We start from the raw sequence: 13,946 nt of genomic DNA on the forward strand, positions 1-13,946 counted from the left end.
TTTTCAGTATTATCTTTTTTCATTTTCTCCTTGACTTTTTATTTGCAGGCTTTTTAAAAAACGCCCAGACAGGTTTTAAAACGCTTGCTGTTTTCACATCCTGTCCGGGCAAGGGGTAAACGTTAGATAAATAATTCGTCCTGTAATTTGCGCAGTTGTACAATCAGGTTATCATTGTTCAGAACAACATCGTCATAGGTGATGACTTCCCCGGCTTTTTTATCATGGACCAGCTGTGTTTTCTTATCAACAAGACCCATCGGAAGCGCATTCTGTCTGTCCGCTTCTGAAGCAGCCATAAAGGTTCCCCGGATAGTGTACCCGCCAATACCATCTAACATTTCGCCGGCTTTCATATCCTTTTTAGCGACAGCAATGGTTTCAGCCACACGTCCACAGCGTGGTACAATGGTTGGTTCATGATCAATGCAGGCCTTTGCCACAGACATTGGCGTTTCTAAAGAAGTTAAGTGATATGGACGGTACAGTGTATAGTTTGGTCCAGGTCCCATGCTCAGATAAGTGAGCTCTGCTGCAATATCCGGCTGATCTGTTCCGATGATTACAAACACGCCAGGCGCCACGCCATTGATATATTCAATAACACCATAGTTGTCTAACACACCGCCGCGGCCTTCACTCTTAAGGCTTAATACATCATTCAGATGGGCGACATCGCTTTCTGCACCGTGTGCACCGGTAACATCTGGTACAAAACCAGTGGCGTTGGCCATAGCTGTCATCTCAACCATGGTTTTAGTGCCGTCCTTAAAGGCGCAGATCATCTTTGGAGAAGCGCCTTTTTCTTTTGCGATTTCTGCTACGGTTTCTGGTGTGCAATCCAATGCCAGTGGATTGTTCTTTCCTTTACCAACAACCTTGACATCAAATCCAAGACCTTTTGCATAATCATACATTTCTACAACAGCCCCGGGTTCATCCCCTGCGGAGCCTGTGTAGACAACGCCGGCATTGTTGGCCAGTTTGTATAAAAGATGACCAATGCATACGTCGGTTTCAACATTTAACATACAAATGTGTTTACCGGCGTTGATGGCGTCCATCGCAACCTTGGCCCCGACTTCCGGTACACCCGTTGCGTCGACAGCACAATCAATAATATCGCATTTCGTTGCGATTTCATTATTTTTTGTAACGATAAACTTGCCCTGTGCCAAAAGCTTATTGGCTTCTTCGACCGTTTCTGCTTCTACAAAATCTTCGCCTTCTTTATAACCGGAATCCAGGTATGCACGTTTTGCATTTTCAAGCACAACGTCAACCACAACAACCGGGTCCATCCCTTTCATGACTGTCATTTGAGCGGCCATGCCACAACCCATCTGGCCTGCGCCAACGATACTGGCTTTAATTGGTTTGCCTTCGTCTTCCAACTTCTGCAGCTTGTACATCATGTTAATCATTTTAAATACCTCTTTCTATATTAAAAATTTGTTAAACAATTTTTATCTGGCAGATTAATACGAATCTGTTCTTTTTTGCCAGATTAAGTGAATAAAATTTCAAACTGATCTCCAGGCTTTATTTCCGGGATATCCCCGCCAGACAGTTCAATCTGCCCTGGCAGTTCCACATTCTCTCGTCCTGTAAATTTAAAAGAACAGTGCCCCATAGCCTTTAAAGTATGGTTTGCTTCCTCACCTACTGCGGTAACAATATATTGATTATTGCCAAAAATGACCACATCTCCTGGCTTAATTTCCTGATCCATTTCACAGATAGTATGAAGAATGGACATCTCTGCCAGAGATTCCGGCGCATTTTCATTAAATACGATTATAAAATTTCCTTCTGCCGCCATTTCCTCTACCAGCGGTCCAATGGTTGTTACAGTACTTTTATAGTCCATTTCATCCCTGCCTTTTAATATAACCCAATGCTGAAAGCATAAGCGATCAAAACAGCTACAGGACCTGTTATCAAGCGTTCAAACAGCACAGCGGGCACACCGGCGTCAATGGTTTCCGGTTCTGCTTCTCCAAGAGAAAGGCCAACTGGTACAAAGTCACAGCCTACCTGTGCATCAATGGCGAAGAGCGCTGGTAATGCCAGAGACGGATTGATGGCGCCCACGCCAATCTGCTGGCCAATTAAAACGCCGACCACCTGGGCAATAACAGCGCCTGGCCCAATAATTGGAGAAATGATTGGTATGGCACAAATAATACAGATAACCAGCAAACCTGGGAGTGTATTTGCAAGCGGCGAAATAGTGTTTGCGATCCAGTCACCAAGACCGGTTCCCTGAATAATCCCGATAAGCATGGCAACAAAGGCCATAAACGGGAGAATATTACGGATCACCATATCAATGGTATCACGGCCTGCCTGGAAGAACTTACCTACGACGCCGCCAACGCCTTTACCAAGCCGCACGATAATGCTTTCTTTCTTTTCTCCTTTAGCGCTTTCCTTCTTTTTGCTTTCTTCTTTCTTCTGCTTTTCCTGCTGGATTGTTTTCTCTGTGGCGATGGGTGCTTCAGAGCCATCTGCCAGCTGAATATTGTCCGGCTTTACGCCCGACACATAAATATCCTCAGTGATAAACTTAGCTAATGGGCCGCTCTGACCTACTGAAGTAATGTTAATAGTCGGTATCTGCTTTTTAGGGTAAACACCGCATCGTGCCGTACCACCACAGTCAATGACCACGCAGGCGAATTCATCATCAGGAACACCGGTCGAGAAGCCGTCAACTGCCGTCGCTCCGGTTAGCTCCGCAATTCTCTTCGTAAGCGGGTCAATACCGCCGCCTGTAACAGAAACGATCTTACTGCGCTTTTCGGTTGGCTGGATAACCAGCGGGCCACCCCAGCCTGAAGAACCCTTTGATACTTTAACGGCTTTATACATTTGCGTTTTCCCCCTTTTTCATAAATTTAATGGTCAATCTTTCGCAGATAATCCCGCGGATCAGTATTACGATAACACCAACGATAAAGTAGCGAATCGCCAATGGTCCAAGATCTTTGCCTAAGGTTGTGAGCCCTGCCGCAATCCCGCCGTAAACAAAGTATTCACCAGCGTTTGCATGGGGGAACAGACCTGTGATTGGATGACAGAAGGACACTGCCGCATCATAAAATGCAGGCTTGTATTTTTCATCCAGGAAACGCCCCATTGTGTAAGCCATTGGGTTACACAGGAAAAACATTGACAGGATTGGCAGCAGCGTATACCTGAGTAAAAAGTTTTTACTGCAGATAATTCCCAGCTTATCAACCTTGTCCTGGCCGATGATCGCGATCAGAGCATTAACCGCTGTGATCAGACAAACAAGCGTTGGAATGATTCCGGTGATGTAGCCAACAAACTGTTCACCCCCGATTTGAAACAGCCCAATGAATGAAGTCGCTAAATTTGATAAGAATTCCATAATTACCTCCTCGTTCTTTTCTTTTTTAATAATCGCTGTTATGTAAGCGGAACTACCGTAATCTACATACAGCTCATTATTTACATTGACTCTTTAGCCGTAAGTTGTCCAGTACATTCAAGCATTCGTTTTTTATTCTCCGTTTGTGTATCTTCTACAGCAAGTCTTTTCTCGATAGACTCTACAGCCTGAATCAGGGCTCCCTTTTTTTTAGTCATTTCTTCCGGATCATAGGGATGTCTCCGTCTTCTACGCCGAAATTCTTTAGCATCTTCTTCCAGACCAATTCTTTTTAAATCTGACAGACTCTTTCCGAGCATGATTTCTTTTGTTTTAAACCCTGCAAAGATTGTAAGCCCCTTCATCTGACGGTAAGCTACTACCTGGTTTTTACGCCTGCTATAAGACACAATCAAAATTTGTCCTGCCTTCAGCCCTCCTTTCGTATGCCCAATACCAATGGTACCGGTCCCTCTTAGCTTACCCAGTTCCCGTTGATAGCGCTTTATCTGAAATAGACTGAGTATCATCTGAAGCGCCATCAACGCAAATACAACTAAAAACAATAAATTCCTTTGCATTTTCCTTTACCCCTTTTTTGTTTTTTAAGTCCAAATGCCTTTATTTTTGTCTTTTGTTCCTGGCTTTAGTTGAATTATATAATGCACATTTGTAAATGTCAATCAGTTATTTTGTTTTTGACAGCATCTTTGTTTATCAAAATTTATATAACTTTGGCTTAATTTAGCCGAATGTACTCGTTTTCTTTCGCATTATTTGTCTTATTTGTTAAAATAATGTCATTTTAGATTAGTGTTTTATAATTTACAAATGATAATTTAAAGATGTTATTTGTTTAACAATCATCGATAATTTACAAAAACAAAAAACACTTTATATAAATTTTGTTCTTAACTGTTTTAGGAAGAAAAAAAGCGCCACATTCTCATCAAAACAGAGAACGTGGCACCTCTTATATTTTATTAATAGCTATTCGCCAATCACGCAGACCTTACATTTTCTTGGTCTTGGGCGCGAGCAGTCAAAATCAACAAAATAAGCATATCCCGTCACACCAACGCCAAGATTTCCTTTTTCCACATCAAAAACCTCACTTGAGCCGATAATCGTCGCCTTCAGATGAGCATCACAATTGAAAAGCTGTGTCCGGTCACCTCCCGGAAGATAAGTTTCAGCATTCGGCCAGGATTCAACCTCTCGATAATGTTCTTCACCCGGATAAAGATACTGGTCCGCTGTTTCATGCTTCGGAAAAATTTTATTAAGCCCGTTATTCAGATCGACCTGCAAAAATTCATCCCCTTCTTCGGTATAATCGTGGACAAACTCCTCAAAAAAAACGGCACAGGTTGTATGCGGTGAGGAGACAGCACAGATACCGTCCTGAATACCACTCTCCTGAATAATTTTTTTTAGTTGTGGCGTAATGTCAAAATAAGTTGGTCTGCCACCGTGAGATTCCAGTTCAATTTGTTCTTTATACATCTTCATTGCATTGTTCCCCTTTCTTCTCTTTATCGGCCTTTGCCATGGCTTCTGCCATATCGCGTACCATCCGGGTCGGATCTGGCGCGCCGATAATCCCAGAAGTCGCACCGGTACCATCCGCGCCCAGCTTAATAATATTGTAAACATCCTCTGGAGAATTAACGCCTGAGGCGATCATGATCATAATTTCCGGATTCACGGCATGAATCTGTTCAGTTGTTTCCAGCACATAGCTGTCATCCGCCGTTTCTCCAGTGCCGATAAGGTCTGTTGGTTCAGACAATAAAATATCAGGCTTCATTTCCGCAATCGCCCTTGATTCTACAACCGAGTCCGCACAGACAACCGTGAGCATCTCAAGTTCTTTTGCACGGTTCATTGCAGCGTAGAGCTCTGCCACTGTACAGCTGTTCTCTGCGTGATTCAAAAAAACAGCTTCTGCTCCCGCAGCTTTTAAAGATTCTGGCAGCACATGTCCCATACCTCTTCCCGGACGCAGTGACTCCATATGCTGAGCTGTCACAATAATATTTTTGGTATTTTCTGCAATATAGCGAATATCCGCAAAGGGACAGGTAAAGAAAATTTCAACTCCGGTATCCTCTGCCACCTTGTCGGCGGCTTTGGCCAATTCTAAGCTTTTTTCACCATAAAGGTAGGATTTTGGGTTCACGATCAAAAAAGGCGTTCTTACTTTTCTCATTATCTATACCTCCACTGTTTTAGTCTCAAAAACACCATAATAATGCTCAAGGGTCTTCTGCATGCCCTCTTTGGAAGCCCTTTTAACATCCAGATAATTATCAGGTTTTTGTTTATTCAGGTTTTCCATAGCGCCGGCCAGAAAGTCAGAAAAAATGTTAATCTTAGAAATGCCGCTTACGGCGCACTTGTTCAAATTATCATCGCCAGACGAGGAACCGCCATGAAGAACCAGGGGTGTGCTTACTGCCGCAGCTATTTCTTTTAAACGGCCGAAGTTAATCTCAGGAATTCCTTTATACATGCCGTGGGCTGTCCCGATCGAAATCGCCAGGGAATCAACATTTGTCGCTTTAATAAAGTTTTCAGCATCCTCTACCGTGGTATATTTTGAGTCTGTTTCATCATGATTCTCATAGTTTTCTCCAGCGCCTACATGTCCGATTTCTGCCTCTACTACCACACCTCTCGGGTGCGCGTAATCAATAATCTCCTTCGTTCTTGCAACATTGATATCAAAGCTTTCCATCGAAGCATCAATCATAACTGAAGAAAAACCCAGATCAATCGCTTTTTTAATTAATTCCGGTGTCGCACCGTGATCCAGATGTAAAACCACCGGAACACTTGCAGCTTCGGCATATTTTTTGCCAACAAGGGCTGCATCCTCCAGATTAATGTCTTCTCCCAGATGGCTTTCCGCCAAAGCCAGAATAAGAGGAAAGCCTAGTTTTTCCGCTACCTCCACATGCCATTTCAATGATTCTAAATCAATAAAATTAGCTGCTGGTATTGCAAAATGCTTCTCTTGAGCTTTTTTAAACAATTCCTTTGATGTTACTAACATAATTAATCCCTCCATAGAATAAAAGCTGGCGATATCCGCCGCTAAACAGGCAAAAGGTGAGCTCTCCTTTTTTATAACATATGTTCCTGTAAGTCTTTTTTGTTCTTGCCTACTTATGATTATATGTGTTTTTTATTTTTTGTCAAATTTTAAACTCCAATTAAAAATTATTTTAAGAAGCGACATCTATTTTTTACATTTGTTATTTATTTCTTTTTTGATATTTCTTTTTTTCTAATCAAACACCTGATTTTCCTTTTATATAAGCCAATTTTCAAACAAATATGTTTTTTCTTTAAAAATAAAAAATATATCTTTATTAGCAATCAGAACGTTTGTAAAATATTTTTAGTTTTTATTTTTACGATTTTAAATTATTTTAACTTTTCTTTATTTTCTTTTTATCGTTTATTCTATTTAAAACATTTGTTAAATTACAACTAAAAACAATGGTTTTTCTAAGGAAGCTGTGTTAAAATTCAAATGAACTGATACATAGAATCGAGGAGTTTTCAATGAAAAAAAACATTATTGAGGATGAACGTATGATGCTGCGCGTCAGCGATATGTACTACAATAAAAACATGAGCCAGCAGGATATTGCCAATAAGCTATCCATTTCCCGTCCTACCATTTCCAAACTGTTAAGCGCTGCCAGAGAACACGGCATTGTTACCATTACCGTATCGGACACCACTGGACGTAAATACTTTCAGCTGGAACAGCTATTAGAAGAAAAATATGGATTGAAAGAGGTTTTCATTGTAGAAACCCTAGAGGACACAGCCGAAACCAAAGCGCTTATGGGCAAAGCCGCCGCTCAATATCTTTCACGAATTATACGTGACGGCGATGTTATTGGCGTTACCATGGGGACTACAGTCGCGCAGATTGCGCCTCACGCCAATAATTCCTACCACTCTAACCTTACCTTTGTCCCTTTGATTGGAGGCATTGGCACTGTCGCCACTGAACTACACAGCAACTATATTGCTGAATCCATGGCCCGCGCATTTGGAGGTATTTATTATCCGCTTCATGCTCCTGCCATGATCTCCAGAAAAAACACGAAAATTGAGTTGATGAAAGAAAACAGCATTCAGCGCGTTTTTAAAAAGGCTAAGCGCATGGACATCGCGATTTTAGGTATTGGCGCACCTACCAGCAATTCTACCATTATAAAAACCGGTTACTTTACCCCAGAAATGTTTGAAGAGATTCGCGAACAGAAAATGTGCGGTGATATCTGTATGGTTTTCTATGACGAAAACGGTAATATCGATAAATTTGAATATAATGAAAAAATGATGTCCATTGACCTGGGCGTGCTCAAAAACACGAAATACTCTATCGGTGTCTGCGGCGGGGTTGACAAGCCGGTTGCCATTTCCGGCGCCATTAACGGCGGTTATATTAATGTGCTGATTACCGATTATGCTTGTGCACAGATTCTGGACCGTATGAAAAGTGAATAATTTTTTACAACATAAAAGGGTGACCGCCCGAAACGGGCGGTCACCCTTTTATCGCTACTTCCTGTAACGCGTATGGATATTACGGATATCACTTTTAATTTGGGCTACCAGATCGCCGAGATTATCAAATTTAATTTCACCACGAACTCTCTCCTTAAAAGTCAGGGTAACGTAATCACCGTAAATATTCTCATCAAAATCATAAATGTAGGTCTCAATACTATAGGGATGCTTTTCAAAAGTGGGATTAAACCCTAAATTAGTAAGCCCATCGTGTTCCTGGCCACGAACCCTTATCTTTGTATAGTAAACACCACTGCTGGGAAGAATGACTTTTTCTTTCATTTTCAAATTGGCAGTAGGAATATCAAAGGTATGCCCAAGACCTTTCCCTTTTACAATGGTCCCCTCAATGCTGTAATCCCGGCCTAAAAAAGTCGATACTTCATTTACTTTTCCCGTGCCGATGAGCTCCCGAATCAGGGTGCTGCTAACTGATTGTCCGTCGATAATACACGGCGGAATAACGGTCACCCCAAAGTTAAAACGCTTTCCAAACTCTGTGAGCATCTGGATATCCCCTTCGCCTTTAAAGCCAAAGCTATAGTTAAAACCGACCACAATATGAACAACATTATACTTTTGCAGCAAATAGTCCCGTATAAAAGCTTTTGGACTGTAGCACATCAGCTGATCATTAAAAGGATTCAAAAAAACATAATCAATTCCCAAGTCTTTCATAATCCGGACTTTTTCTTCATTCGTGGTAATAAGCCACGGTGAGTATGCTGGGAAAATATGGGTCAGCGGATGCTCTGCAAAGGTCATGACACCACTGGCACAATTCAGCTCTTTTGCTTTTCTGATGGTGGCATTAATAAGCTCCTGATGCCCCAAGTGCACACCATCAAAGAAGCCAAGAGCCAATACAATTTTTTCATTTGGATTAATTTCGGTATTCATGGTTATTCTCCCTAAAACATTTTAATTGGTTGAACATAGGGTTCCTCGCCAGCGCAAAACCGGCCAATACCTACAAATTCTTCCTGGTCATAGAGACGCAGAATTTCACTGTCTTCAAAGTCCGCAAAATTTTCTACAGCATTCCACTGATACAAACGGTTGCCGCTCCTCAGAAAACGGCCGCCCCGTTCGTTGGCCGCTACCATTCTGAACTTTTCCAGCGCATACTCTGGCTCATGAAAAAAGCACTGGGCACGGCCGACCAGCATTAAATTTTTAAGCTGGGATAAGTGCAGTGCATTCTCTATTCTAAAATCCCCAACCCTTTTACGGTAAAGGTCTCCCATACAGGCTGCCGTCCCCAATTTTTTACCGATATCGCGGCAAAGAGAACGGATATATGTACCTTTAGAGCATTCTACAACAAAACGTGCCTTATAAGGCAGTTCACCCATCTCTATTGCTTCTATCCGGCTGATATGGATGGACCGCGGCGGTATTTCAACCTTCTCACCCGCTCTTGCATAGTCATAAAGCTTACGCCCATTGATTTTTAAGGCTGAATAAATGGGCGGTACCTGCATACTGTCTCCCTCAAAAGATTTAAGTACTTTTAAAAATTCTTCTTTGGTGAAGTGTACCGGCTCCTCTGCGGTCACCGTCCCCGTGCAGTCACAGGTATCCGTTTCCTGACCGAACAAAATTTCCGCCTCATAAACCTTATCAAGATCATTTAAATATTCTACCGCTTTAGTGGCTTTACCCACACATAAAACAAGCACTCCCTGGGCATTAGGGTCCAGCGTCCCCGTATGTCCGATTTTTTTAGTGTGTAATATCTGCCGGGCCTTAAAAACAACATCGTGTGATGTCATTCCTTTTTCCTTATAAATATTGAGATAACCGTTTAGCTCACTCATATATCTTCTTCATGCTTCCTGTAGTACTCGATCACTTCGATCAGTTCTTTTTTCAGCGCTTTCAGGTCTCCTTTAAAGGTAAATCCCGCGGCGCGCATGTGGCCTCCGCCTCCGTATTTACGGGCAATCAATGAAACATCAATTTTAAATGGCGTCTTTGAGCGGAGTGAAACACGGTAAATACCGCATTCTACTTCTTTTACTGTCGCAGACAGCTGAACGCCGATAACATTCATACCAATATTGGCAACATCGTCCGTTATCTGGACAGGGCCCCCATATTTACAAATATCAGCATAGCTTAAAAAGATCCATGCCAGGGTATTGTCTTCATACAACTGTAACGAGTCTACCGCCTTGCCATACAGCTTCATTTGGGCATAATTTTTCTCGCTGTGAAGCCGTTTGGACAACACCGCGAAATTATCCCGCTTTTCATAAAGACGGCTTAAAATCTGATGGGTCTCGGCAGTAACATTGGCAAACTGAAAGCTGCCGGTGTCGGTAGAGATACCAGTAAAAACAGCCTCAACCATCTCAGGATCCAGTTCAACGCCCAGAGCATCTAAAATACGAAAGACCAGTTCAGCAGTAGCGGCAGTTATCTCTAAAAAATTAATGTCGCCATACCCCTGATTGGTGGCGTGATGGTCTATGACCATGGTCGTCCGCGCATCCACCATCGGGACTGGCTTAAACGCATATTCTATTGTTGAACAGTCCAGAAAAGTTACAACGTCATATTCATCCCGAAGCTCATCTTCAAAATAGCGGCTTTCACTGAAAAACTGAAGCTTATCCTCTAAAGGCGTTTCGATGTAATAATCGACGTTCTTCCCCAGGGCTTTAAGGCCTTTTCCAAAGGCAATAGCAGACCCGATGGCATCGCCATCGGGTTTATTATGCACGAGAATCAAAAAGCTCTGATTCTCTTTTATACAATCAAGAATCTCTGTCGGTACCTTCTTCATCCTCAGATGCTCCTTTATCTTTTTTCAGACTTGCTAAAATACTGTCGATATGCATGCCATATTCTACAGAATCATCTAATTTGAAAGTAAGCGCCGGAATGGAGTGAACCTTAAGCACTTTCCCAAGGTTTGCCCGCAAAAAGCCTTTTGCATTATCTAAGAGTCCCAGGACTTCTTCTTTTTCTTCAGGCGTTCCGAAAATACTGACATAAACCGTTGCAGTTTTGAGATCAGGCGCCGCCTTAACATTTGTAATACTAAGCGTATCACGATTAAAACGGCTGTCCTTCATTTTTTGTTGAATGATCAGACTCAGCTCACGTTGAATCTGACCATTAATTTTTTCTATACGATGTGATGCCATAATAGCACCCCCTTTATTTTACAGTTCTCTTGCCACGGCTTCCATGACAAAAGTTTCGATAACATCACCGATCTTGATATCATTGTATTTATCAATTCCGATACCACATTCGTACCCACTGGCAACCTCTTTGACATCATCCTTAAAACGTCTTAAGGACGCGATTTCGCCTTCAAACACGACGATACCATCGCGAATAATCCGAACCTCATCGTTTCTGGATATCTTACCATCCGTGACATAGGAACCGGCAATCATGCTGCCATTAGGTATCTTAAACACTTCTCGGACTTCGGCATTCCCGGTAACTTTTTCAACAAATTCCGGTGCCAGCATCCCTTCCATGGCTTTTTTGACATCTTCGATCGCATCGTAGATGACACGATATAAACGGATATCCACTTCTTCGGTTTCTGCCGCCGCCAGCGCATTTTTATCAGGACGCACGTTAAAGCCAATGATAATTGCATTGGAGGTAGACGCCAGCATAACGTCTGTCTCGTTAACCGCGCCAACTGCACCATGGATCACATTAATACGTACATCATCTGTGTTCAGTTTTTCAAGCGACTGCTTGATCGCTTCAATGGAACCCTGAACATCCGCCTTGATAATGATATTGATATCCTGAATCTGCCCTTCCTGAATCTTTGTAAACAGGTCATCCAGAGACAGGCGCATCTTAGCCTGACGGGCATCCTTTTCCATTTCACGGCGTTTTTCTGCCAGCTGTCGTGCTTCTTTTTCATTTTCGAGCACGATAAAGTCATCCCCTGCCACAGGAATATCCGACAAACCGGAAATTTCAACCGGAGTGGATGGACCAGCTTTTTTAATGCGCTTGCCCTTATCATCGATCATAGTACGAACTTTACCATAGGTCATACCTGAGATAATGGAGTCTCCCACGTGCAGTGTCCCCTGCTGTACCAGAAGACTGGCAGTTGCGCCCTTTCCTTTTTTAACCTGAGCCTCAATAACGCTTCCACGGGCTGCACGCTTAGGATCTGCTGTCAACTCGCCCATTTCGGAAACTAACAGTACCATTTCCAGCAGCGTATCGATATTTTCGCCCTTCTTGGCTGAAACCGGCACAGCGATAACATCACCGCCCCATTCTTCGACTACCAGATTATGCTCTGTTAATTCCTGTTTAACACGCTCAGGATTGGCGCCTTCTTTATCAATTTTGTTAATCGCAACAATGATCGGAACGCCGGCCGCCTTGGCATGGTTAATGGCTTCCACAGTCTGGGGCATGACGCCATCGTCAGCCGCTACCACCAGAATGGCGATATCGGTCATCTGCGCCCCTCTGGAACGCATGGCGGTAAATGCCTCATGGCCTGGTGTATCGATAAAAGTGATGGATTCACCATTGATGGTAACCGTATATGCACCAATATGCTGGGTAATCCCGCCAGCTTCACCGGCTGTAACATTTGCTTTACGGATACGGTCTAAGAGGGAGGTCTTACCATGGTCAACATGACCCATAACAGTAACAACCGGCGGACGCTTAACTTCGTTTCCGGTATCTTCTTCGTCGTATTCTTCCAGAATTTTGGTGACGACATCCTCCATTTTAACAGCTTTAACTTCATAGCCCAGCTCAGACGCCACAATTTCAGCGGTTTCATAATCAATCTGCTGATTAATGGTCGCCATGGTACCTGCCATCATTAAAATTTTAATAATTTCGGTCGCGCCAACATCCAGAATTTCTGCCAGCTCTCCAACGGTTACCAATTCAGGAATCTCAAAGACCTGATTCTTCATCTTTTCAGTCTTCTTCTCATCCTTCATCTTTTTGTAAACACTGCGGGCCGTTTTCCCTTTTTTGCTGTGATCTCTTACTTTAGCGGGCTGATTATTATTGTTATTATTTCTTTTCTGGTTTTTATTTTTGCGGTCTGGCTTGCTGTTATTGGGCACAGTCTGGCCTTTGGCATTATTGGGACGATTGTTATTATTGCTTCCGTTGTTTCCCTGTCCGCTGATATTTCTCTTTTGCTGGTTCTGGCCGTTATTCCCATTTCTCTGGCCATCTGCTGGATGGCGGTTCTGAGGTGCATTATTGTCCCTTTGCTGAGGCTTTCTTTCCTGCTGCTGAGGCTTTCCCTGCTGAGGTTTGCGCTCTTGCTGCTGAGGCTTGGACTGCGGCTGCGCTTTAGGCTGGGACTTGTTGTCCTGCTTGGACTGCTGAGGCTTGCGGGCCTTTGCTTCCTGTTTCGGCGCTGCTGCTTTAGGTGCTGCTTTTGGCTGTTCCTTAGTATCTTCACCTTTTTTGTATTCTTTTCTGAAATCAGTTACCTGTTGTTCTGTTAACACACTCATGTGATTTTTTACGGGAATATTATGCTTATTTAAGATATCGACAAATTCCTTACTGGGAACGTCGTATTCGCTTGCTAATTGATAAACTCTTAACTTTGACATATAATTCCTCCCTTCAATTGTTTTTATTTGTTCATAGATCTCTCCATAGCTGTATTTTTCATCTGCCGTTATGGCCTATGACAGCTGTTCTTTTATTTTTTGACGCACTTCTTCGACGGTATCTTTGTCGATTGGCCGTTTAAAAGCTTTTTCAAGAATATTTTTACTCAGAAAAGCGTCCAGACATTTGGGGTCATCACAGATATAGGCACCCCGCCCGTTGGCTTTTCCCGTTGGATCATAGAATATTTCATTGTCTTTATTGCAGACAATACGCAATAGATTTTTCTTCTCAATTTTTGAATGACAAACCACGCAGGTTCTTACGGGCATTTTTTTCATTGCTTCCTCCTGCACAC

15 protein-coding genes are annotated in these 13,946 nt (G+C 42.7%); 1 reads left to right on the forward strand and 14 read right to left on the reverse strand.

The features are described 5' to 3' along the window. Nucleotides 1–122: 122 nt before the first annotated feature. The 8 genes from DW091_RS12210 to DW091_RS12245 all read right to left on the reverse strand — a co-directional run bounded on the left by DW091_RS12210 (nucleotide 123) and on the right by DW091_RS12245 (nucleotide 6,470). Nucleotides 123–1,424, reverse strand: a complete 1,302-nt coding sequence (locus tag DW091_RS12210) for a hypothetical protein (RefSeq protein WP_058694287.1) — start codon at nucleotides 1,422–1,424, stop codon at nucleotides 123–125. 83 nt (nucleotides 1,425–1,507) lie between these two features. Then, complete coding sequence (locus tag DW091_RS12215; RefSeq protein ID WP_074617326.1) at nucleotides 1,508–1,870, reverse strand: PTS glucitol/sorbitol transporter subunit IIA; 363 nt, start codon at nucleotides 1,868–1,870, stop codon at nucleotides 1,508–1,510. Between the two features lie 14 nt (nucleotides 1,871–1,884). Then, nucleotides 1,885–2,874: a PTS glucitol/sorbitol transporter subunit IIB gene (locus tag DW091_RS12220; protein WP_118518263.1), complete on the reverse strand. Its 990-nt coding sequence runs from the start codon at nucleotides 2,872–2,874 to the stop codon at nucleotides 1,885–1,887. Beyond that, nucleotides 2,867–3,397, reverse strand: coding sequence for a PTS glucitol/sorbitol transporter subunit IIC (locus DW091_RS12225; RefSeq protein ID WP_058694284.1), 531 nt, complete (start codon nucleotides 3,395–3,397; stop codon nucleotides 2,867–2,869). Before DW091_RS12225 ends, DW091_RS12220 begins: the two co-directional genes overlap by 8 nt. Before the next feature lie 80 nt (nucleotides 3,398–3,477). Further along, a complete protein-coding gene (locus DW091_RS12230) occupies nucleotides 3,478–3,978 on the reverse strand; it encodes a transcriptional regulator GutM (RefSeq protein WP_118518264.1) in 501 nt (166 codons plus the stop codon). Between the two features lie 409 nt (nucleotides 3,979–4,387). After that, nucleotides 4,388–4,903 carry a YjbQ family protein gene (locus DW091_RS12235; RefSeq protein ID WP_347561018.1) on the reverse strand — a complete coding sequence of 172 codons (516 nt, stop codon included), beginning with the start codon at nucleotides 4,901–4,903 and terminating at the stop codon, nucleotides 4,388–4,390. After that, nucleotides 4,896–5,609 (reverse strand): triose-phosphate isomerase, encoded by a 714-nt coding sequence (locus tag DW091_RS12240; RefSeq protein ID WP_118518265.1) that lies wholly within the window; start codon nucleotides 5,607–5,609, stop codon nucleotides 4,896–4,898. Before DW091_RS12240 ends, DW091_RS12235 begins: the two co-directional genes overlap by 8 nt. Before the next feature lie 3 nt (nucleotides 5,610–5,612). Further along, complete coding sequence (locus DW091_RS12245; protein ID WP_347561019.1) at nucleotides 5,613–6,470, reverse strand: class II fructose-bisphosphate aldolase; 858 nt, start codon at nucleotides 6,468–6,470, stop codon at nucleotides 5,613–5,615. A 500-nt stretch (nucleotides 6,471–6,970) separates the two neighbouring features. Here DW091_RS12245 and DW091_RS12250 point away from each other — a divergent pair, with 500 nt between their 5' ends. Beyond that, nucleotides 6,971–7,930 (forward strand): sugar-binding transcriptional regulator, encoded by a 960-nt coding sequence (locus DW091_RS12250; protein WP_074617321.1) that lies wholly within the window; start codon nucleotides 6,971–6,973, stop codon nucleotides 7,928–7,930. Between the two features lie 54 nt (nucleotides 7,931–7,984). On the opposite strand, the gene DW091_RS12255 is transcribed toward DW091_RS12250, so the two are convergent. The 6 genes from DW091_RS12255 to DW091_RS12280 all read right to left on the reverse strand — a co-directional run bounded on the left by DW091_RS12255 (nucleotide 7,985) and on the right by DW091_RS12280 (nucleotide 13,929). Continuing rightward, nucleotides 7,985–8,893, reverse strand: coding sequence for a bifunctional riboflavin kinase/FAD synthetase (locus DW091_RS12255; RefSeq protein WP_058694278.1), 909 nt, complete (start codon nucleotides 8,891–8,893; stop codon nucleotides 7,985–7,987). Nucleotides 8,894–8,904: 11 nt separating this feature from the next. Further along, on the reverse strand, nucleotides 8,905–9,813 hold the full coding sequence (gene truB / locus DW091_RS12260; protein ID WP_096919689.1) for a tRNA pseudouridine(55) synthase TruB: 909 nt from the start codon (nucleotides 9,811–9,813) through the stop codon (nucleotides 8,905–8,907). Continuing rightward, nucleotides 9,810–10,784, reverse strand: a complete 975-nt coding sequence (locus tag DW091_RS12265; RefSeq protein WP_058694276.1) for a bifunctional oligoribonuclease/PAP phosphatase NrnA — start codon at nucleotides 10,782–10,784, stop codon at nucleotides 9,810–9,812. Before DW091_RS12265 ends, truB begins: the two co-directional genes overlap by 4 nt. Beyond that, complete coding sequence (gene rbfA / locus DW091_RS12270; protein ID WP_058694275.1) at nucleotides 10,756–11,148, reverse strand: 30S ribosome-binding factor RbfA; 393 nt, start codon at nucleotides 11,146–11,148, stop codon at nucleotides 10,756–10,758. The genes DW091_RS12265 and rbfA overlap by 29 nt, the downstream gene beginning before the upstream one ends. Before the next feature lie 18 nt (nucleotides 11,149–11,166). Beyond that, a complete protein-coding gene (gene infB / locus DW091_RS12275) occupies nucleotides 11,167–13,587 on the reverse strand; it encodes a translation initiation factor IF-2 (RefSeq protein ID WP_118518267.1) in 2,421 nt (806 codons plus the stop codon). A gap of 75 nt (nucleotides 13,588–13,662) precedes the next feature. Then, on the reverse strand, nucleotides 13,663–13,929 hold the full coding sequence (locus tag DW091_RS12280) for a YlxR family protein (RefSeq protein WP_038351432.1): 267 nt from the start codon (nucleotides 13,927–13,929) through the stop codon (nucleotides 13,663–13,665). Nucleotides 13,930–13,946 lie beyond the last annotated feature (17 nt).

Origin of the sequence: Eubacterium sp. AM05-23 (assembly GCF_003477535.1) — a bacterium.
In the GTDB taxonomy this organism is placed as follows: domain Bacteria; phylum Bacillota; class Clostridia; order Eubacteriales; family Eubacteriaceae; genus Eubacterium; species Eubacterium maltosivorans.